The organism is Paenibacillus polymyxa (genome assembly GCF_015710975.1).
Taxonomy (GTDB): domain Bacteria; phylum Bacillota; class Bacilli; order Paenibacillales; family Paenibacillaceae; genus Paenibacillus; species Paenibacillus polymyxa.
This window is the reverse complement of sequence record NZ_CP049783.1, coordinates 1,467,501-1,486,978: the sequence shown is the minus strand read 5'-3', so window position 1 is coordinate 1,486,978 and position 19,478 is coordinate 1,467,501. Positions and strand designations below refer to the sequence as shown.

15 protein-coding genes and 1 pseudogene (1 of these 16 only partly in view) are annotated in these 19,478 nt (G+C 47.6%); 12 read left to right on the top strand and 4 right to left on the bottom strand.

Features of this window, described 5'->3' with window-relative positions; genetic code table 11:
- Nucleotides 1-26: 26 nt before the first annotated feature.
- A complete protein-coding gene (locus tag G7035_RS06750; protein WP_019685884.1) occupies nucleotides 27-4,319 on the bottom strand; it encodes a S8 family serine peptidase in 4,293 nt (1,430 codons plus the stop codon).
- 362 nt (nucleotides 4,320-4,681) lie between these two features.
- Between G7035_RS06750 and G7035_RS06745 the strand changes: the two genes are divergently transcribed.
- Nucleotides 4,682-5,617, top strand: a complete 936-nt coding sequence (locus G7035_RS06745; RefSeq protein ID WP_016820240.1) for a manganese-dependent inorganic pyrophosphatase — start codon at nucleotides 4,682-4,684, stop codon at nucleotides 5,615-5,617.
- Nucleotides 5,618-5,691: 74 nt separating this feature from the next.
- Here G7035_RS06745 and G7035_RS06740 read toward each other — a convergent pair whose 3' ends face one another.
- The 3 genes from G7035_RS06740 to G7035_RS06730 form a co-directional block, all read right to left on the bottom strand.
- Entirely contained in the window at nucleotides 5,692-6,615 is a 924-nt protein-coding gene (locus G7035_RS06740; protein WP_019685885.1) for an alpha/beta hydrolase, read from the bottom strand.
- The gene (locus G7035_RS06735) at nucleotides 6,600-7,151 is read right to left on the bottom strand and encodes a MarR family winged helix-turn-helix transcriptional regulator (RefSeq protein ID WP_016820242.1); all 552 of its coding nucleotides are present in this window, start codon (nucleotides 7,149-7,151) and stop codon (nucleotides 6,600-6,602) included. The genes G7035_RS06740 and G7035_RS06735 overlap by 16 nt, the downstream gene beginning before the upstream one ends.
- 110 nt (nucleotides 7,152-7,261) lie before the next feature.
- Complete coding sequence (locus tag G7035_RS06730) at nucleotides 7,262-8,224, bottom strand: ATP-dependent DNA ligase (RefSeq protein ID WP_019685886.1); 963 nt, start codon at nucleotides 8,222-8,224, stop codon at nucleotides 7,262-7,264.
- A 192-nt stretch (nucleotides 8,225-8,416) separates the two neighbouring features.
- Between G7035_RS06730 and G7035_RS06725 the strand changes: the two genes are divergently transcribed.
- The 11 genes and pseudogenes from G7035_RS06725 to G7035_RS06675 all read left to right on the top strand — a co-directional run.
- Nucleotides 8,417-8,692 (top strand): GNAT family N-acetyltransferase, encoded by a 276-nt coding sequence (locus tag G7035_RS06725; protein ID WP_013369011.1) that lies wholly within the window; start codon nucleotides 8,417-8,419, stop codon nucleotides 8,690-8,692.
- 288 nt (nucleotides 8,693-8,980) lie between these two features.
- Nucleotides 8,981-9,547 (top strand): DUF420 domain-containing protein, encoded by a 567-nt coding sequence (locus tag G7035_RS06720; RefSeq protein ID WP_013369012.1) that lies wholly within the window; start codon nucleotides 8,981-8,983, stop codon nucleotides 9,545-9,547.
- Between the two features lie 184 nt (nucleotides 9,548-9,731).
- Entirely contained in the window at nucleotides 9,732-11,006 is a 1,275-nt protein-coding gene (locus tag G7035_RS06715; RefSeq protein WP_019685887.1) for an ABC transporter substrate-binding protein, read from the top strand.
- A gap of 64 nt (nucleotides 11,007-11,070) precedes the next feature.
- The gene (locus G7035_RS06710; RefSeq protein WP_016820245.1) at nucleotides 11,071-11,952 is read left to right on the top strand and encodes a carbohydrate ABC transporter permease; all 882 of its coding nucleotides are present in this window, start codon (nucleotides 11,071-11,073) and stop codon (nucleotides 11,950-11,952) included.
- The gene (locus G7035_RS06705) at nucleotides 11,952-12,842 is read left to right on the top strand and encodes a carbohydrate ABC transporter permease (protein WP_019685888.1); all 891 of its coding nucleotides are present in this window, start codon (nucleotides 11,952-11,954) and stop codon (nucleotides 12,840-12,842) included. Before G7035_RS06710 ends, G7035_RS06705 begins: the two co-directional genes overlap by 1 nt.
- A gap of 50 nt (nucleotides 12,843-12,892) precedes the next feature.
- Complete coding sequence (locus G7035_RS06700) at nucleotides 12,893-14,710, top strand: protein O-GlcNAcase (protein ID WP_230877838.1); 1,818 nt, start codon at nucleotides 12,893-12,895, stop codon at nucleotides 14,708-14,710.
- 103 nt (nucleotides 14,711-14,813) lie between these two features.
- Entirely contained in the window at nucleotides 14,814-16,355 is a 1,542-nt protein-coding gene (locus tag G7035_RS06695) for a DUF4127 family protein (RefSeq protein ID WP_019685890.1), read from the top strand.
- A 5-nt stretch (nucleotides 16,356-16,360) separates the two neighbouring features.
- Nucleotides 16,361-17,080: an N-acetylmannosamine-6-phosphate 2-epimerase gene (locus G7035_RS06690; protein ID WP_019685891.1), complete on the top strand. Its 720-nt coding sequence runs from the start codon at nucleotides 16,361-16,363 to the stop codon at nucleotides 17,078-17,080.
- Nucleotides 17,058-17,897 carry a MurR/RpiR family transcriptional regulator gene (locus tag G7035_RS06685; protein ID WP_017425714.1) on the top strand — a complete coding sequence of 280 codons (840 nt, stop codon included), beginning with the start codon at nucleotides 17,058-17,060 and terminating at the stop codon, nucleotides 17,895-17,897. Before G7035_RS06690 ends, G7035_RS06685 begins: the two co-directional genes overlap by 23 nt.
- A gap of 116 nt (nucleotides 17,898-18,013) precedes the next feature.
- On the top strand, nucleotides 18,014-18,955 hold the full coding sequence (locus tag G7035_RS06680) for an ROK family protein (RefSeq protein WP_230877453.1): 942 nt from the start codon (nucleotides 18,014-18,016) through the stop codon (nucleotides 18,953-18,955).
- 25 nt (nucleotides 18,956-18,980) lie between these two features.
- Nucleotides 18,981-19,478 (top strand): annotated as a pseudogene (locus G7035_RS06675) (FAD-dependent oxidoreductase) (it continues 1,112 nt past the right edge of the window).

Sequence of the window (19,478 nt, the reverse complement as noted above, 5' to 3'; positions counted from 1 at the left end):
AACGGCTTGGGGGGCTTTTTTAATTGTTAGTTAATCAGCGCAGCTTTTTTTAAAAGTACATGCAGCACCTTGGCAGATGCCTCACGTGTTGTAGGCGCATTCGGCTGGAAGTAGGAAGAGCCTTTGATCGTGGCTCCGTTAATAATACCTGCTGCACTTACTTTTTCAATACTGTCCTTGGCATAGCCTGCAAAGGATGAAGTATCATGGTACGGTGTGCGTGCAGGACCATCGGTTGCTGTTTTGATTTGAAGCAAGTCCACTGCTTTGCCCAGCACAACAGCAATTTCTTGACGACTGATATTTGCTTGCGGATCAAACTTGTCGTTATTGCGACCTGTAATCAATCCGGCCTCATATGCGGCTGCCACATCCCCGGAATACCAGCTACCTGCCGGAATATCACTGAATGGTGCAGCAGTACCTGGTGTCAGGCCAAGTGCCCGGGTGATCAAGGCTGCAAATTCTGCACGCGTCACGTTTTGCTTCGGTGAGAATGTTGTATCGGTTGTGCCGTTAATTAGCAACTTATTCGCTAGCGATCGAATTTCGGATTGGGCATACGACGATGAAATATCTTCAAAGCTAACAGGACGTGTCGCCGCTGCATACGTGGAGAAGCCTGGACGACTTACCTTAACGATGGTAGATCCATCAGCTTGCTTGGTGAAAACGGATGGAACGGGATAGACATTTCCATTCGCCGTATAGAGCACACCGGCTGTATTAGGATCAATTTGACCAGGTACGGTAAAGGATCGGCTAATGAACTGTCCTGGGACCACTTTAAGCGGTTGATTCTTGCCACCAGTGACAACGTTGACCTCAAACCCTACCGGGGTGCCGATCACATTCGAGCCTTTAAGCTTGCTTGTAAATGTGCCGCTCGCCTCTGCCTGGCTACTGATGACCACTTCAATGCCTGCACCTTCAGGTGCATTTTTTAGAGCAGATACCGGCAATGCCAGGGAAGAACCTGTATTGCTCACAATCAGGCTGCTTCCTGCTGCGGCTTTGCCCAGTGTTGCCAGCTGTGACGAAGTGAGTGATGCCTTAGTCGTTTGGCCTGCTTGGCTAGTAGCCGACAATACGATAGCTGTCGGACTGGAGCCAGCTGCTGTCACGGCAGCCTGCAGGTCTGCATCAGCTACTGTCAGTGACTGTACATTATTGTTTAACGCAACGGCTGTAGGCACAGTTTTTACAGCTTGTCCTTGCTTCACTACGCTTTGCAGTGAAGGTGCAGATGTAGCGACAGGGGTGGATGTTTTCGTTGCAGCAGAAGGTGTAGTATTGCTTCTGCCGCCACCTCCACCACCTCCGCCGCCGCTACTACCACCGGATGCGGCACTATTATCCACACGGATCGATTTCGTGGCAGTGAACAGTTTAGGACCATCGGTATTACGTTCAACTTCTCCCTTTTCATTCAGTTCTGGAGAGCTGACTTCCAGCTTGTACACGCCATCCTTCAAGTGTTGAATAACCGGCTGACCGTTAGCATCCAGAACAGGCTTGCCATTGTCATCAAATTCAACATAACTTCCGTTAATCCCCTTAAAGGAATATGCGCCTTGTTTGAGGCGAGCGTTAGCTCCTTGTTCTTTGGTAGTGGCAATCCCATCAATCAGACCGATTAGCTTATCATCTAATCCGTATACATAGAGCGCGATCTGATTGGTTTTATCTGTGGTCAGACGGAAAGCCAAATCTGTTGTGCGCTCCGCACCTGTACGACTTGGATAAATAATCGGGTTCGTGAAACTTAGATCCTGCAAGCCGAAACCTGTCGTTGGGTTTTCTTTGCCGACATGCACAACGAACGGAAGATGAAGTGTCGGCTGTCCAGCGCTTTTTAGAATAACCTCTCCTTCATATACACCTGTAGCTGCATTCGCACTTGGTTGTACAGACAGGAAGAACGGTTGCGATTTGCCTGGTTCTGCCGAGATAGATCCATTCGTGCCAACCCCCTGCAACTGAACGGTAATGTTGCTCACGTCAGGTGTTGCAATAGGCTTAGTTGGATCAGAGGTGACATTATCATGTAAAACGTAGCTGGCTTCATACTGCACAGGGTTTGCGGATAAGTTTTTGAGCTGAAGCTGGATCTGCTTCGCATCACTACCCGGTCGTAACACCCCGAAGCTGGCGGAAGGATTGTAATTCACAACTTCCTGCCGATTAAAGTTCTTGTCAAGAATCGTAATCTTTTCAACGGTTTCCAGCAGGGCTGGAGTCTGAATCGCATTTGCAATGTTTACAAGACCTGCACCTTGGGAATACACATCATATTGGATTTTATCCTCATCAAAGAGTGTAACCGAAGTGTTTGCCAGAGCAGCGCGGATATCAAACGGTGTCCAGTTCGGATGCTGCTGCTTCAGCAGCACCGCAAGTCCAGCCACATGAGGAGATGCCATACTCGTTCCGTTGCTGCGTTTGTAAGCTTGCTCATAGGATGCATCTGGATAGAACTTGGCGAAGGCAGGGTACGTCGACAAAATGCCAACACCCGGTGCGCTTACGTCTGGCTTGATGCTCAGCAGTTCATCTCCATTGGGTCCACGGGAGCTAAAATCGGCCATGGTATTACCTGAATGATCTGTGCGAATATAGTCTGCACCAAAGGAAACGGAGAACTTCTCTCCAGCGTTGTCTACGATTTGTTTAGCCAGCGCGCGACCTTCCTTACCTTTCATGTCAAAGGTCGGAATAAAGTCAAAGCTGTCACCCAAATTGGAATTTACGTAGTCATCGCGACCTGAAATGCTTTCCCCTAAATCAGCCTTGGTGATGTCACCAGGTTTCGTATTTCCATTGAAAACAATGACGGCTTTCGCGCCGTTTTCTTTCGCATTTGCGATTTTATCCACGAACGCCAGGTTGCCCCGTGATACGAGGACAATTTTACCGGCTACGTCTTTTCCTTCAAAATCATCAGCTTGTCCCAAATTAGCATATACAAGCTCATAAGGGGCAGTTCCCATAACGGAGGCAAAGTCCTCTCTGCCTGTCTCCCAGCCCATCAAATTAAAGTCGTAATGTGCATAGGTATCAGTAGTTACGGTTTTCTTTAATTCACCGTTGTCCTCCCAATAGGAGTCGCGTGTCACTGAGGCTGTGCCTGAGAAGCTCTTGCTTGGTGAAGTGGCTGCACCAACGGAAATCGCTAGCTGGGATGTTGCGGGAGAACCCATGGAATAAAAATAGGGTCCTTGTTGTGCAGCGTTACCGTTCGCGATGACCGCGACTACCCCGGAAAGTACCGCATTATTGATGGCGATGGCATCCGGGGAGTTGGGATCCTTTTCAGAATCTGAACCTAGCGACAGGTTGATGACATTCATGCCATCCTTGACAGCACGTTCAATACCGTCAATGACCTGAGCCGAGGAACCGGAGGAACGACCGGTCTTGGTATTGCGTCCAAGCACCTTATACACGTATAAGTCCGATTTATAGGCAATGCCTTTTTGTACAATATCCGAGGATTTATTTGCAGCTTTCCCGGCAATTGTACCGGAGACATGAGTACCATGTGTCGTTCCACTAAAACCTGTGCCGTACGGATCATTCTCTTTTTCAAGGAACGGTTCCTCGTAAGGGTCGTTGTCCTGTTCAAAAGAGTCATATCCGCCTTTGTAGGCTTCTTTCAAATCTGGATGCTCATAATCAATACCGGTATCAATAACCCCGACCTTGATTCCCTCGCCATGCAATCCTTTGGCCCAGGCTTCAGGCACACCAATTTGGTCCAGTGGTGCATTGTCATAAGTGGCTTCATTGGCTGTAAGTGTTGGTGGGTCCTGCACGGGGATGGAATAATATGTTTTGTTTTCGTGAATGGATTTAACGCCTGGTAGTTTAGCCAATTCTGGAATTTTATTGGCTGGCACTGTAACCTCCAGTCCGTTAAGCACCGTATTGTACTGGTAATTCACTTGAAGGGAAATGCCGTGCTCAGCGGCTTGGTCTACGAACGTTGTTTGCTCGGTGGCGATCGCAGATTCGGCTTTTTGCTCGGATTGAGCGGTGAAAGCTTTGGCGCTTGAACGTGCGGCATATTTGTCCACAGCTAGGGGCTCGCCATCAAGCTGTACGATGACTCTGACCTGACGAGAGGAGTCTGTGCTCAGCTCAGGTGAGATAAAGGCTGGAGCCGACTCAATAGTTAATGCTTCCTGAGCTTTTAAAAATGAGTCGATTGGCAGATCTGCAGTAGCGGCAGAACTGAAAGACGGTAGAGATAAGCTTACCGTCAAGGCAAGAGCGAGTGATACGACAGGTATTTTTTGCAAAATGATCGGCTTTTTCAAAGATTTCCCTCTTTTCAATCAAAATATGATATCTCTACATACTAGGATTTGAAGCCACTGCCGTTGTTCTCACGCCTCCCTTAATATCTAAAATAATAGAATTGACCACTGGTGACTAACTTGCCAGTTTTGAGGCATATCTTACCATATTGGTGGGATATATTACTATATGTTTTTTATATTTTTAGAAAAAATAAGGTTAACTTCACATATAGATTCCATGGAAATGTTATGAATTTACTAGATTATTTTTGAAATCAATCGAAGAGGAATGGGAGAATGCAAGATTTAATGATATAATCTGCATTGGAATTGTAGAGGTTACACAATCACGTAAAATGCTTAAGGTGAAGGAGTCGATTATGTTGGCAAAAACATTGATTTTTGGGCATAAAAATCCGGATACGGATACCATTTGCTCAGCTATTGCTTATGCAGACTTGAAAACCAAACTGGGCGCGGACGTAGAGCCGGTTCGTCTGGGCGAGGTTAACGGGGAAACGCAGTATGCGCTGGATTATTTCAAAGTGAGCGCGCCGCGTCTGGTTGAGCAGGTTGCTGCCGAAACAGACAGCGTCATTCTGGTCGATCATAATGAACGCCAGCAAAGCGCAACTGACATTGACAAGGTGCGCGTAACTGAAGTCATTGATCACCACCGGATCGCTAACTTTGAAACAAGCCAGCCGCTGTACTTCCGCGCTGAGCCAGTAGGTTGCACAGCCACCATTTTGAACAAGCTCTACAAGGAAAATGGTGTAGCCATTCCCAAAGAAATCGCAGGTCTGATGTTGTCCGCGATTATTTCTGATTCCCTGTTGTTCAAGTCCCCGACTTGCACAGATCAGGATGTAGCCGCTGCCCGCGAACTGGCTGAAATTGCTGGTGTGGATGCAGACCGTTACGGTTTTGACTTGCTTAAAGCGGGTGCTGATTTGAGTGGCCACACGATTGAGCAGTTAGTAAGCTTGGACGCCAAAGAATTCCAGATGAATGGACGCAAAGTGGAAATCGCACAAGTGAACGCAGTAGACGTAAACGACGTATTGTCCCGTCAAGCTGATCTGGAAGCTGCTTTGTCCCAAACCATTGCAGCCAAAAATCTTGATCTGTTCTTGTTCGTCGTAACAGACATTGTGAACAGTGATTCCATTGGTATTGCGCTGGGAAGCCAGGCTCAGGCAGTTGAAAAAGCCTACAATGTACAGTTGGATGACAACAAGGCTGTTCTGAAAGGCGTCGTATCGCGCAAATCGCAAATTGTACCTGTATTGACTGAAGCTTTTAACAGTTTGTAATGATAAAAAATAAGCCTCCTGAACCCGACTGCATGAGGGCAGTGGAAGCAGGAGGCTTATTTTTATTTTTATTTTTATTTCTTCAGCTCTGCCAGAGTGTCCTCGATACGAAATTCAAATGCTAACTTCAACTGATCGCTCATCAGGTGCCAGGCACTTTCAGCTACAGCGAGATCCCCGCTATGAGTAAAAGCATGTGCGGCGCCCATATATTTCTTATACGTTACGGGCACATCCGCTTCAATCAGCCGCTTGGCGTACAGCTCAGCTTCCTCAGCCAAGGAGTCCAACTCGGCCGTTATGATCAGCGCAGGAGGAAGATCATGCAGCGATTCTGCATAAATAGGAGAAACCAACGGATTTCGTGCCTCATCTGGCGAGCGCAAATAGCTTTCATTGAAGATTTTTGCCACGCGAGGCGGGATCGCCTTCTCAAATTGGGGCTTCAGCTTGGGATCTGTAGCAATATCCAGTGATGGGTAATCCAGCACCTGATACACAATTGGGAATTCTTTGCGATCCCGGGCCATAAGACACAGCGCTGCTGCAAGATTACCTCCTGCACTATGTCCGCCGACCGCAATGCGTTGGGGATCGATGTTTAGTACGTCAGGATGCTTGTACACCCATTGGGTCACATCATAACTTTCCTGTAGCGGAATAGGGAATTTATGCTCCGGGGCCAAGCGATAATCGACATTAACGACGACACAATTCGCTCGTTCGGAAATGACCGGGCACCAGGGGTCATCCATTTCAGCGCTGCCCATTATGAATCCGCTACCATGAAAATTGACGAATACAGGGAGTGGATCAGCAGACCGGAGGGAAGGTTCATATACAATTACCCTGGAATCACCTACAGAGGTGGGGATCATTCTCTCAGTCCGATGTACTTTGGGAGCATGCGAAGGCTTAAAATCGGATGCTGTTATCATTCGACCAGCCGATCTGCGGGCAAGTTTGACGAACAGATTTTGTCTTAGTCTTCGCACCATTTGTCTTTCTCCTCTCTGAGGGCGCTGGGGGTGGTTAGACGCGAACCTTTAACATCTTCAAAAGCATCTCGTACGCGTGACAAATAGGTCTGAAACTGGCAGAGTTCCGATTCAGTAAAGTCTGACATCAGACGTGAAGCCAGCCCTATGAAAAAAGGGTCCATCTGCTGGATTTTACTTCTTCCTTTATCATTCAGAGAAACAAAAACTCCCCGCTTGTCATTGGGATCGTCGTATTTATTTATGAATCCTTCTTGCTCAAGAGAAATGACCATAGAACTGATGGCTGCCCGGCTGACACCCATCTTTTCAGCCAACGCTGAAGGAGATGACATTTCATCTCTTTGCGCAGAAAGTACACAAAGTGCAATATATTGCCCATAGGAGAGACCAAACTCACGCGAACGTTTTTCCATATTTTTTCTTATTTCGTATGTTATAGAAAATAAATCTACCAAAACACCAATCGGTTTATTGCCACCTGGAAATAGGTTATAGGCCAGTTGACGAATTTCGGAGTCCAAAAAAAAGAACATGCGATCCACCTCGATGTAGTTAATTAGTTAACTGTAATTTAATTAACCACTGGTTGCAATGATTTATACAAACTTTGTTCTGCATTTTTTGAAAAAGTATCGGCAAAACGTCACTTCCAGGGTCCGATGCACTGTTCAATACCTTGATCCACAAGAGCTTGGATGGAGGGCTGACGCAAGGTACGTCCTTCTTGCCACCGCCACTCACTATATTGAATTTTGGCGGTAAACATGGGCTTCACCCAAAATGCGTCTTGATGCCGATCCGGTTTGTTAATAAAAGGTCGCTCCGATAGAGTATGTGGCATCAGGCGCTCGGTAAGCTGACGCCAATCTCCACGAGTCAGCTTACCTGTACCCACGTGCCCGATATAGCGCAGCATTCCTTGCTTATCATACTGGCCCAGCAATACAGCGTTGATCACACCTCCGTTCAGGGTATAGCCACCGATAACGGCAATGATATCGCCATAATTTTTGACCTTGACCCATCGTCTGTCCTGTCCGCCCAATGTGTAGGGACTATCCAGTTTTTTGCACACAATACCTTCCATTCCTTGGCTGCACATAACCTGAAAAAGAGCCTGTCCATCAGGATGAGCAGGAGCCAGTTGGATCCGTTCATTCGGTATGATGATCTGATGCAGCAGTTCAAGCCTTTCCTGTAACGGTTTGCGATGAACCCATTCCCCATTTAGATATACAATGTCAAACAACATGTAAGTAGCGGGTACGGCTTCATAGGCTGCCTGAATTCGCTCCGTTCGGCGAATCAGATCCCGGCGCATAATTTCATGGAACGACGGTTTACCGTCGGCACCAAGTGCGATCATCTCCCCGTCCAGTATGACTGAATCTGCCCTACAGTAGGAGGAGAAGCGAGCAAGCTCCGGGTACAACAGCGTTCGTTCATGCTGCTTACGATTGAACAGACGCGTGTTGCCCTGGTCGTGATACGTTAAAATTCTTGTACCGTCCCATTTTATTTCGTAACGCCAAGGGCCTGCATCTATAGGGACTTTTTCACTCAGTTCTGGTTCAAACGGGATGACAGGTTTCATTTCCGTACCCAATACAGCACCTCCCTTTACCTTAATTGGAATAAATATAGTGTCGACGATAGTTCCTTTTTTATGTATGTGATGTTTCGCTGTTCCCTAAATAGGGGAATGATAAGGATATCTAGCGTGGGTATCAAGTGAATGCAGCGTTCGTTCGCATGGAGTCGTTACGGCATTTCTTCAGTCAGAAAGGGGATTGGTCTCATGAGACAAATTCGCGAGGAGGACCATGCAGTAGTCATGGTGGATGATGGACAGGTAGTTGCAGAAGTAGGTTATAAATCTGTAGATGACCACTCTCTGGTCATTGACCATACATTTGTATCTGAACAGTTACGGGGTCAAAAAATTGGCAAGGAGCTCATCGACAAAGTTGTTGCTATGGCGAGGGAACAGCATAAAAAGGTGATCCCGGCTTGCTCGTATGCGCTGGCTCTGTTCAAGCGCCATCAGGAATACAGTGACGTCTGGCAGCAATGAATATTGCTATCAAGGCGCGTTATTGCATAGCCGACACAACACCGGAGTGGGGAACGATCCCTTCCCGGTGTTTTTTGTGTGCATAAAGCTTGTAAAATGAATGCATTCTACCGTTGATATTGGGAAGTAAGAGTGGTTCCCAAATCGATGAAGCATATTTTCTGGAGAATGGCTGTGAAATTGTTCATACTGTTGTCACTTCACAGGCTATCCATGAGTTCTATATAATATATTATGGTTATGACCGCAAAAATAACGAAAACCTGAATTTAAACGAAGGAGACGCTCATGATGAATAAAGCGAGTGAGGACAAGCAGTACGTTCCAACGAGCAATCGTAATTTTACAGCCTTGATTATCACCGTTTCCATTATAGCCAATGTGATTATTTTGCTGTTGTTCTTTTCGCCGATCGGATACCAGGGGAGTGTTAGTTTTGATCTCACTATTTTCCCAAGGTTGAATGCGATTTTTAACAGCTTCACATTTATTTTCTTGGTGGCTGCATTGGTTGCGATTTTCAAGAAAAACATTAAGGTGCATAAAACCTTTATTCTGCTGGCCTTCGCCAGTACCGTTTTGTTTTTATTTTCCTATCTGACCTTCCATTACATTTCACCGGAAACTGCAAAATATGGCGGTGTGGGTATCCTTCGGCCGATTTACTTTACGCTGTTGATTTCGCATAGTATACTCGCGGCGATTATCGTACCGTTGGCGCTATTCACAGTTGTATGGGGATGGACGATGCAGGTAGCAAAACATCGTAAAATTGCCCGTTGGACGATGCCTATTTGGCTATATGTGAGCTTGACTGGAGTTTTGGTGTACGTTTTCATGGCTCCATATTATTAATAGATATGAATCCTCTGTGGGTTGATTTGGCAAACATGGCGTCTCTATTGAAGAGGCGTCTTTTTTGTATCCAATAAAAGAAAAATTATTCCTTCTAAATTTATTTTATTGAAAAAATGTTCCTTCTATAACGGTATTTCTGTTATAATTTACCTTAATCAACTAAGAACAAGGGGGTCACCATGTGACAAAGAAAGCGAAAGGCAGGTTACGGTTGCTTGTATCTATGCTGGCGCTGGTTGTACTGCTGAGCGGCTGCGGTGGCGGAGGCTCAAAGCCGGAAAAGGTAGACGGAGGGAAAGTGACACTCCAATTTTGGACCATTGCGCTACAACCTACATTTACCCCGTATTTTAATCGGGTCATTGCCGATTATGAGCAGAAGAACCCTAATGTCAAAATTGATTGGAAGGATTACCCGTATGATGCAGTGACCAATAAGTTGTTGACGAGTATCGCTAGCAACAGCAGTCCGGATGTAGTGAATCTCAATACGGAATTTGCTAGCCAAATGGGCTCTAAGGGCGCTGTTGTTGATATGAATGAACACTTGTCGCCTGAGGAAAAGGCTGCTTATTTCGAGGGGATTTATAATTCGGCTGTTATTAATGGTAAAGCTTATGCACTCCCCTGGTATACAGGCACGGAAGTGCTTTACATGAATACAAAGCTAGTTAAAGCTGCTGGATTGGACCCTGCCCATCCGCCCAAAACGCGGGAGGAATTGTCAGAATGGGGCCGCCAAATCAATAGAAAAATCGGTAAGGCCGGCTATGCTCAGCAGCTTGTATCCAAGCTTTTTGCGGTTGACGGTATTCCTATCTTAAATAAAGAAAAGACAGCAGCTGCATTCAACACACCAGAAGCAGTCACCATGATTGATAATCTAAAAAAACAGATGGAAGATGGTGTCGTGCTCAAGGAAGATGCTGACTTCTCACAGCAAGTGAAATATTACGCTGGCGAGCAGGTTGCCTTCGAGCTGGCGGGCCCGACATTCATTAATTTTATCAAAACGGCAGCGCCGGACGTATATAAAAATACGATTGCTGTTCCCGTCCCAACCGGCAAAGCTGATTTGCGGCTTTCCAACTCTATGGACCTGGTCGTACCTACCAAGTCTGCACATATAGACGAGGCGGTGAAATTTGCTGTTTTCTTAACAAATGCAGAGAGTCAAACGGCATTTTCTAAAGAGGCCAATACACTACCTTCCACGAAAGAATCGATTAAAGACCCGTATTTTACTCAGTCTGACCAATCATTAGAGGCACAAGCCAAGGTAGTATCTGCACAAAGCTTGGATAAGGCGACAGATTATATGGTCGGTGTGCCTAATGCCAAGGATGTGAACAGCGCGATCGCGCGAGCCTTGCAAAATATTTTATTGAACGGAAGTAATACGAAGGAGACGCTTACTGCCTTGGAGCAGGAAGTGAATGATATTTTAAAGCAATAGGTATGACAGGGGAGTAATGCGAATACTCCCCTGTTCATTTATCAAAATCAGGTGGTGATGCAGCATGATCAAATGGTTGAGGTCGGAGTCCTTTACGGCCTGGGCCTTTATGACGCCGGGACTGTTATTGCTTGCCGTCTTTGTATTTTGGCCTATTATTTACAGCATTCCGCTGGCATTGACGGACTACTCTGTCATATCAGATACCCATTTTGTCGGCCTGGATAATTTTGAAGCAGCGTTTAAGGACCGTAACTTTCTTATTTCGATTTGGAACTCATTGTTGTACGTGCTCATTGTTCCCTTTCTTCAAATATTCTCTATCCTGATGGCTGTGCTGGTGAACAGTCGTATCCCCGGAATTAAAATATTTCGTACGACCTACTACATCCCTGTTGTGACTTCGATGGTAGCTGTGGCCTTAATTTGGAGCTGGCTGTTGGGCAATAACAGCGTAGTGAACTATTTGCTTATACAAGTCGGTTTGATTAGCAAAGACATACACTGGTTATCGGACAGCAATTTAGCCTTGTATGTACTGATGTTCATCACGATGTGGAAGGGACTCGGGTATTATATGATGCTCTATCTGGCAGGATTACAAAACATTCCTCAAGATCTGTACGAAGCCGCTAGGGTGGATGGAGCCAGTCGATGGCGTCTGATTGTTCATATTACACTTCCGCTGCTGAAGCCATACGTTCTGTTTTGTACCCTCATATCGCTCATGTCAGCTATTCGCGTATTTGATGAGGTATATGTATTAACCAAGGGTGGACCGGGAACGGCCACGTTGACATCCAGCTTGTACATTTTTCAAAAGGGGATGGAGCAGTTTAATTTTGGGTACGCTTCGGCACTTGGCTTAATTGTCGGTGCAATGATTGCGGTACTTAGTATTATTGTATTCCGATTCAATAGGAAAGGCGGTGTCAATCCCTATTGATGAATCTACAGAATGATAAAATGCTGCGCTCGTCTCTTCCTAAAAAAGAAAGCAGTCGCATCGTGCGTAGTCTTGGTCGGGTGCTCAGAATGACAGTAATGTATGTGCTTTTAGTGCTGCTAGCCCTCTTTTTGATGGGACCGTTTCTATGGCTGCTTAGCGTATCCCTCATGCCAGGCCGTAATATTTTTTCAACGCCGCCTGCGATTTTCCCGACCTTTATTGATTTCAACAACTATGTTCAGGTGTGGCAGTTCATGGATTTCCCTAAATATATGCTGAATACGGTCATCATTACGGTGTTGGGCGTTGTGCTCAATGTGGTACTGGCCAGTTTGACGGGATATCCCTTGGCTGTGTTTCGCTTTAAGGGTAAAAATGTGGTGTTTACGCTGCTGATTGCTACAATGATTATTCCTTCTTACACGGCATTTATTGTGCATTATCTGACCATTCAAGGGCTTCATCTGGGCAATACATATATGGGTGTGGTGTTGCCTGGGGCAGTCTCTGTGTTCAACATTTTTCTAATGCGGCAGACGTTTATTCATATTCCCGCCGATGTGCGTGATTCGGGTAAAATGGACGGCGCTTCGGAGTTTCGAATTTGGTGGCAACTGGTGCTTCCGCTGGTCAAGCCGGCGCTTGCTGTGATTTCTCTGTTGGAGGCCATGTCGTTCTGGAACAGCTTCCTATGGCCTATCGTTATTCTGAACGATACGGAGCTATACCCGCTGGCAGCTGCACTTACGTATCTCAATGGTCAGTTTGCCTATAATTTTGGCTGGATTGCTGCAGGCACAATGATTTCGGTATTGCCGATCATTATATTGTTCCTGTTCACACAGCGCTATTATATGGAAGGCTTGGCGGGAGCGGTGAAAGGATAATTCAGAAGTCTCGGCTACGGAGAGCCCGTAAATGGAAGGAGACGATTAGCATGGAACTGTCCAAAGGAATGAGGCCTAATTCTGGTGTAGGGCTAACACCGCAGGAGATTCAATATTATTTTCGTGATGTGTATGACAGTGGGGACAAACTGGTTATCGCTGAACCGAACCTGATCTGTGAACTGTCCTCTCGCTTTGCAATGAATCAGGAGTATGAAGGTGTGCTTGACCCCGAGGGACCGATCCGACTTATTGCACCTCCGGGGCCCGGTGTTCCGACTGAAACAAGGGGAAGCGTGCAGTTGATGCTCGAATATGACGGAACGCTTACTGCCGATGGATATCGTTTGGACATTCAGAAGGAAGGGAGAATTGAAATCCATGCATCCAATAAAAGAGGGCTCAAATACGGCATGGATGCCCTGCATCTCCTGCTTCAAGTAGAACAGGAACGATGTACGCTACCGGTGATGTCTATTCGGGATGAGCCCTCCTTTCCGGTCAGAGGAATCATTGAAGGCTTCTACGGGAAACCGTGGAGTTTCGCGGATCGGCTGGATGCCGTTCATTTTATGGCTGCGCATCGGATGAACACGTTTATGTACGCTCCCAAGGACGATCCCTATCATCGCGAGCTATGGAGGGAACCGTACCCCGAGGAGATGTTTGCCCAAATCCGCGAATTAAAGGAAGCCTGTGAACGGCACGAGATTGATTTTCACTATTGTATTAGTCCAGGGAATGACCTGAATTTTGGTAGCGCTGAAGATTTTCTCAAATTGACGGAGAAGCTGGCAGCCATGATAGCGATAGGCGTGCGCCATTTTTCTGTATTAATGGATGACATTGACTACGTCCTTAAAGGAGAAAATCGGCATTTGCTGGGCCGCTCGGGCCACGCCCATGTCTTTTTGACGAACAAGGTCCATACATGGTTGGCTGAGCGGCTGCCTGAATTTACGCTGACAGTCTGTCCATCGGAATATTGGTCCTATTGGGATACCGAATACAAAAAGGATTTCCGGGAGCGATTGCATCCAGATATTAAGGTATTCTGGACGGGATACTTTGTATTTGCTCCACAGATTGGTCGCCAGCATGCTGCCGATAATCATGCATTCTATGGGCATGAGCTGTGGTTATGGGATAACATCCCGGTGAATGATTGTGACCATGATCGGTTATTCCTCGATCCGCTGCGCGGACGGTATTCCAGGCTTCCAGCTCGCGGACATACCGGCATGGTGGCCAACCCAATGAACCAATGGGAGTGCTCCAAGGTGACGCTTATTACGATGTCCCACTATATGTGGAACAGTGAGCGTTATATGCCGGGGCTGTCATGGGCATGGGCTGTGCGGGAGTTAGCGGGGGAGCATGCAGATGAACTGATGTTTTTCTGTCGCCAAAACAAGAACAGCCGACTGGGCGGCAACACGTATGAGGACGTGGACCTTGCCTTGCAAATGCGCGATATCCCTGCGCTGGATATCTACTTCGAGCGGCTGCTTCACGTTGTGAGCGTCCTACAGAATATATCTGCTAATGATGCGGCGGCAGGCTTCGTGGCACAGGCTACGCCTTGGCTGGAACGTGCCAAGTTGGATGTGGACCTGTGGCATGTGCTGCGCCAAGCTGCGCTAGGCAACGAGCGCCAGAACGATGTGCAGTCGCTAGGAAACCTCATGCAGAGCGAAGCAACTGGCGGACAAAAGCCGCCGCCTCTGACGGACGAGGTCGTGGACGAACTACGACGCGGTATCACGGCTTGCCTAGAAGCAGAGACTCGACTGGGAGCAATCCAGCGATCCGTGCCGCCGTGCAGTGGGGCTATGTCGATCAGGATGAACAAGGCAAATATCGACTGATCTTGTGAGAATTGGTGATGGTTAAGAAACAAGACAGCATAGCTGCCTTGAAAATTACCATTTGCCGTTAGAATAACGGTAATTTCCAGGAGAGGTGGAGCGTATGGTGAAGCCAAATACCCGATTACTTTTTGTACCGCTGGATGAGCGGCCCTGCAATTATCAATTTCCTTACTTACTAGCACAGGGCACAGACCTTGAAATGGAGCGCCCTCCTTTAGAATGGATGGGACAAAAGAAAATCCCTGGCGATACGACCAGGCTATGGACGTGGCTCGAAGAACGTGCGGCGACTGCTGATGGAGCGATTATTGCGATGGATACGCTGCTGTACGGGGGAATCGTACCCTCCCGGCTACACGGAATGTCGAGTGAGCAGGTCAGGGACAGGGCTAATCGTCTTCGCAGGTTGAAGCAGCTATACCCGCAACTGACTTTGTATGCCTTTCAATTGATTATGCGTTGTCCGCAATACTCTTTGGCTGATGAGGAACCAGACTACTATGCTGATTGGGGTCGTGAGATATTCAGAAAGGGTTTCATTGAGCATCGTCAGGAGCTAGCGATTGCTACCGCAGAAGAGTTGCTGGAATTAGCGGACATCAACAAGCGTTTGCCTATAGAGATTTTGGACGATTATCTAGGGCGTCGCCGTGTGAATTTGGAAGCTAATCAAGTAGCACTGGAACTGGTAGCAGAAGGCGTGATTGATTTTCTGATCATTCCACAGGATGATTCGGCTCCCTACGGCTATACCGCCAAGGATCAACAGCGACTAAGAAGTCGTATTTCCGAGCTTGGGCTGGATTTGAAAGTATACATGTATCCGGGGGCAGACGAAGTGGGTTGTACGTTGCTAGCTCGTTGGGTGAATCGGACGAATCATGTAGTTCCACTGGTATATCCTCGATTATCTGCTTTGCAGGGGGCGTTCGTAGTCCCGCTTTTTGAGGATCGTTATTTTTACGAAACGTTAAAGTATCAGATTATAGCGGCAGGTGGGCTGATTGCTTCCTCAGCAGCGGAGGCTGATTTGATTTTGCTGGCCAACACACCTGGTGACACGATGGCAGAAGCTTCATCCCAGCAGCATGCGATGGCCGGATATGATGTACATCGGAATCTGGTAGAACTGGTGGAGTACGGTGCTCATATGCAGCATGATGCCAATAAACATATTGCAATTGCTGATGTAGCTTACGCCAACGGCGCCGATCTCAAGCTGCTTAGACTATTGAAGCAAAAAGGACTGCTTTTTAAGCTGGCAGGCTATGCAGGCTGGAATACCAGTTCTAATACGCTCGGTACCGTCATTGCCCAGTCCATGCTTTATGTTCGCTATGGTCCTACGGAGGAACACCTGGATTTTCTGGGGCTACGCTACGCTGAGGATGCCTGTTATTGCGCTGTGGTACGTACAGCTATGAATAATGGAATTGTGGAGCAGATGGGTTTTAACAAGTTTATGCTTGATGGACCTAGAGGATCGGTAGCTACAGTTATTCGCGGACGGCTGGAGCGGGCGCTCGATGAATATGTGAACGGGCCGGAGGGTCGCGTGGAAATTACAGATTGCTACATGCCGTGGAACCGTACCTTTGAAGTTGGATTGACCGTTCGGCATTATGCTGAGGAGAGGGAGTGATTCCTATGGAGATGGAAGCTATATTATCCAAGGTTCGGCATGGACTGATCGTTTCCTGTCAGGCGCTACCTGGCGAACCGTTGCATGGAACAGATTTTATGGTCAAAATGGCACGTGCTGCACAGGAGGGTGGAGCTGTAGCAATTCGTGCCAATGGTGCATCGGATGTACGTGCGATTAAACAGGCGATCCCTCTACCAGTCATTGGTTTGATTAAACGGGATTATGATGATTCTGATATTTACATTACGCCTACCCTCCGTGAAATGGAGGAACTGGTGGAGGCAGGTGCAGATATCATTGCGCTGGATGCCACATCACGACCGCGCCCAGCGGGGAGCAAGCTGAAGCAACTCATAGATTACGCTCATGAGCACGGAGTCACCTCCATGGCGGATATATCGACACTGGAGGAGGCGCTTCATGCGGCTTCCCTTGGTGTAGGCTGCGTATCCACGACGTTATCCGGTTATACGCCATATTCTATTCAGATAGAGGGTCCAGACCTGGAATTGGTGCGGAGAGCATCAGAGCTGGTTCCTGTTCCTGTCATTGCAGAAGGCAGATTCCATGATCCGGCACAAGTAGAGGAAGCATTTCGGCTGGGTGCACATGCAGTGGTTGTAGGCTCGGCGATTACTAGACCCCAATTGATTACGCAGCGGTTTGCCGATGCCGCAAGGAAGGCAGTGAAATGCATCTATGGAGATGAACGACCGAATTAACACGTATTATCCTTCATTAACGAAATCGGAGCAAAAAGTCGCTTTGTGCGTACTGGAGTGCCCCGCTGACATCATATATTTCTCCGTGACGGAGCTGGCTGACTTTGCAGGTACAGGCGAAACGACGGTTATGCGTTTTTGCCGGAAAATTGGTTTTAAAGGGTATCAGGATTTCCGACTGTCGCTGGCACAAAACCAGACTTATCGAAAAACCGATATGAGCGAGGAGAACATCGACCCAGATCACGAACATGATATTACCCGCACGGTGTATCACAATATGCTCGATATTTTGCACTCCAGCATGGGGCTCTTGGACCGTTCGGAGCTTAGTCGTGCGATAGCGTGTCTCGATCAAGCGGGTTATGTTCAATTTTTCGGTGTAGGTGCATCGGGAATTTCCGCACAGGATGCTAAAAACCGATTCTTGCGGATTGGGCGGCGCGCCGAGGCTGTGGCAGACGGACATATTCAGTCGATGATGGCCGTGTCCATGAGTCCTGGTGATGTCGCTATTGGCATCAGTGTATCAGGAAGTACACTGGATACCAACGACATGCTGCACAAGGCCAAGCAGAACGGAGCAACAGTTATCGCAATTACGAATTATGCAAAATCACCTATTACCTCCATTGCAGATATTGTTTTACTGACCGCAGGGAAGGAAGCTCCGATAGAAGGCGGTTCAATCGGCGCCAAAATCTCACAGCTATTCGTGATTGACCTCATCTGCGAAGGACTTGCTCGCAAGCACACAAGCCGCACCGAAGAGATGAAGGAAAAAACAGCGAGGGCGGTTATTGAACGAAGTTATTGAGATTCTGCGGTTGTAGATTAGAATATGATACGCTCCGACAGTTCATCATGTTTTTCTATCTATAGAAGGTTTGTGCTAAGAGCTCGTAAGCTTTTATGTGGGGGAACAAGGAGGATATGGTGGTGGCAGTTGCATTGAACAAAGTCATTGGGGTCGACATTGGAGGAACTTCCGTAAAGGCCGCCATAGTGGCGCGGGATGGATCGGTACTTGATGAAATCCGAATGGATACAGATGCCTCACGTGGGCGTGAATGGGTGTTGTCGCGTGTGTCTGAGGCTGTATTCGGACTGATGCGTTCATTTGGAGATACCAGTGTGAGTACCCCTATAGGTATAGGCGCTTTAGGTATTGCTACTGCTGGCAGAGTGAACGTGGAGAGCGGTGAAGTTGTGTACGCCACAGATAACCTGCCTGGCTGGCAGGGGACATCCTTGGTGGAGTGGGCTAAAGAAAAGTTGGCGCTACGTGCGGTTGCAGATAATGATGCGAACGCTGCGTTACTAGGAGAAGCGTGGCAGGGAGCTGGGAAGGGCAAACAGCGCTTGGTCATGCTCACCTTGGGAACAGGGGTCGGAGGCGCGTATATGGAAAATGGCCTCTTGTGTAGAGGGGCTCACTGGAGCGGCGGCGATTGGGGGCACAGTATTTTATTTCCCAAAGGTCACCCTTGTAATTGCGGGAAAAAGGGATGTGCCGAGCAATACGTATCAGGTAGTGCCCTGTTACGTCGAGGCAGTGAATACACCGGAAAATTGTACCGTTCGGGGAACGAGATTGTGACAGAGGCCACTCACGGCAATCTGAAGACAATTCAGGCGCTGGATGACTACACGGCAGATTTGGCTGTGCTTCTGGCTAATATTTCGGTGACCCTCGATCCTGAGTTGATCATTGTTGGGGGAGGAGTAGCGGATGCGGGGGAGGTATGGTGGCCCTTGCTCGAAAAGCATTTGTACCAACTGGGAGTTCAAACAGAAGTAAGTCGGGCAATGTTGGGCAATCGCGCTGGATTCATAGGCGCTGCTAGACTAGCTTTTGAAGTGATGGAATCTTAGTACAAAAATGAAAGGGGAACGAACCATGACGCAAAAACGGCTTGATGCCGATGTTGTTGTGATTGGCGGAGGTCTGGGAGGGACATCGGCAGCCCTTGCGGCGGCGAAAGCTGGTATGAGAGTCATCATGACAGAGGAGACGGACTGGCTGGGAGGGCAATTAACTTCACAGGCTGTTCCCCCAGATGAACACCGATGGATCGAACAGTTTGGTTGCACAGCAACATATCGTCAGTTCCGTAATCGTGTACGCGAGTATTACCGTCAGAACTATCCGTTAACCGAAGAAGCCTACAATGATCCGATTCTTAATCCTGGGAACGGCTGGGTAAGTCGTCTGGCCCATGAACCACGGGTAGCTCTACAGGTGCTTGAGGATATGCTTGCTCCTTACTTAAATACGGGACGCGTTCGTGTATATTATCACACCGTGCCTATTGCTGCTCAGACAGATGGAGATTGTATTACTTCTGTTACCGTCCGTACCTCGCATAATCCTGATCATAAGAGTGGCCTCAGAGTG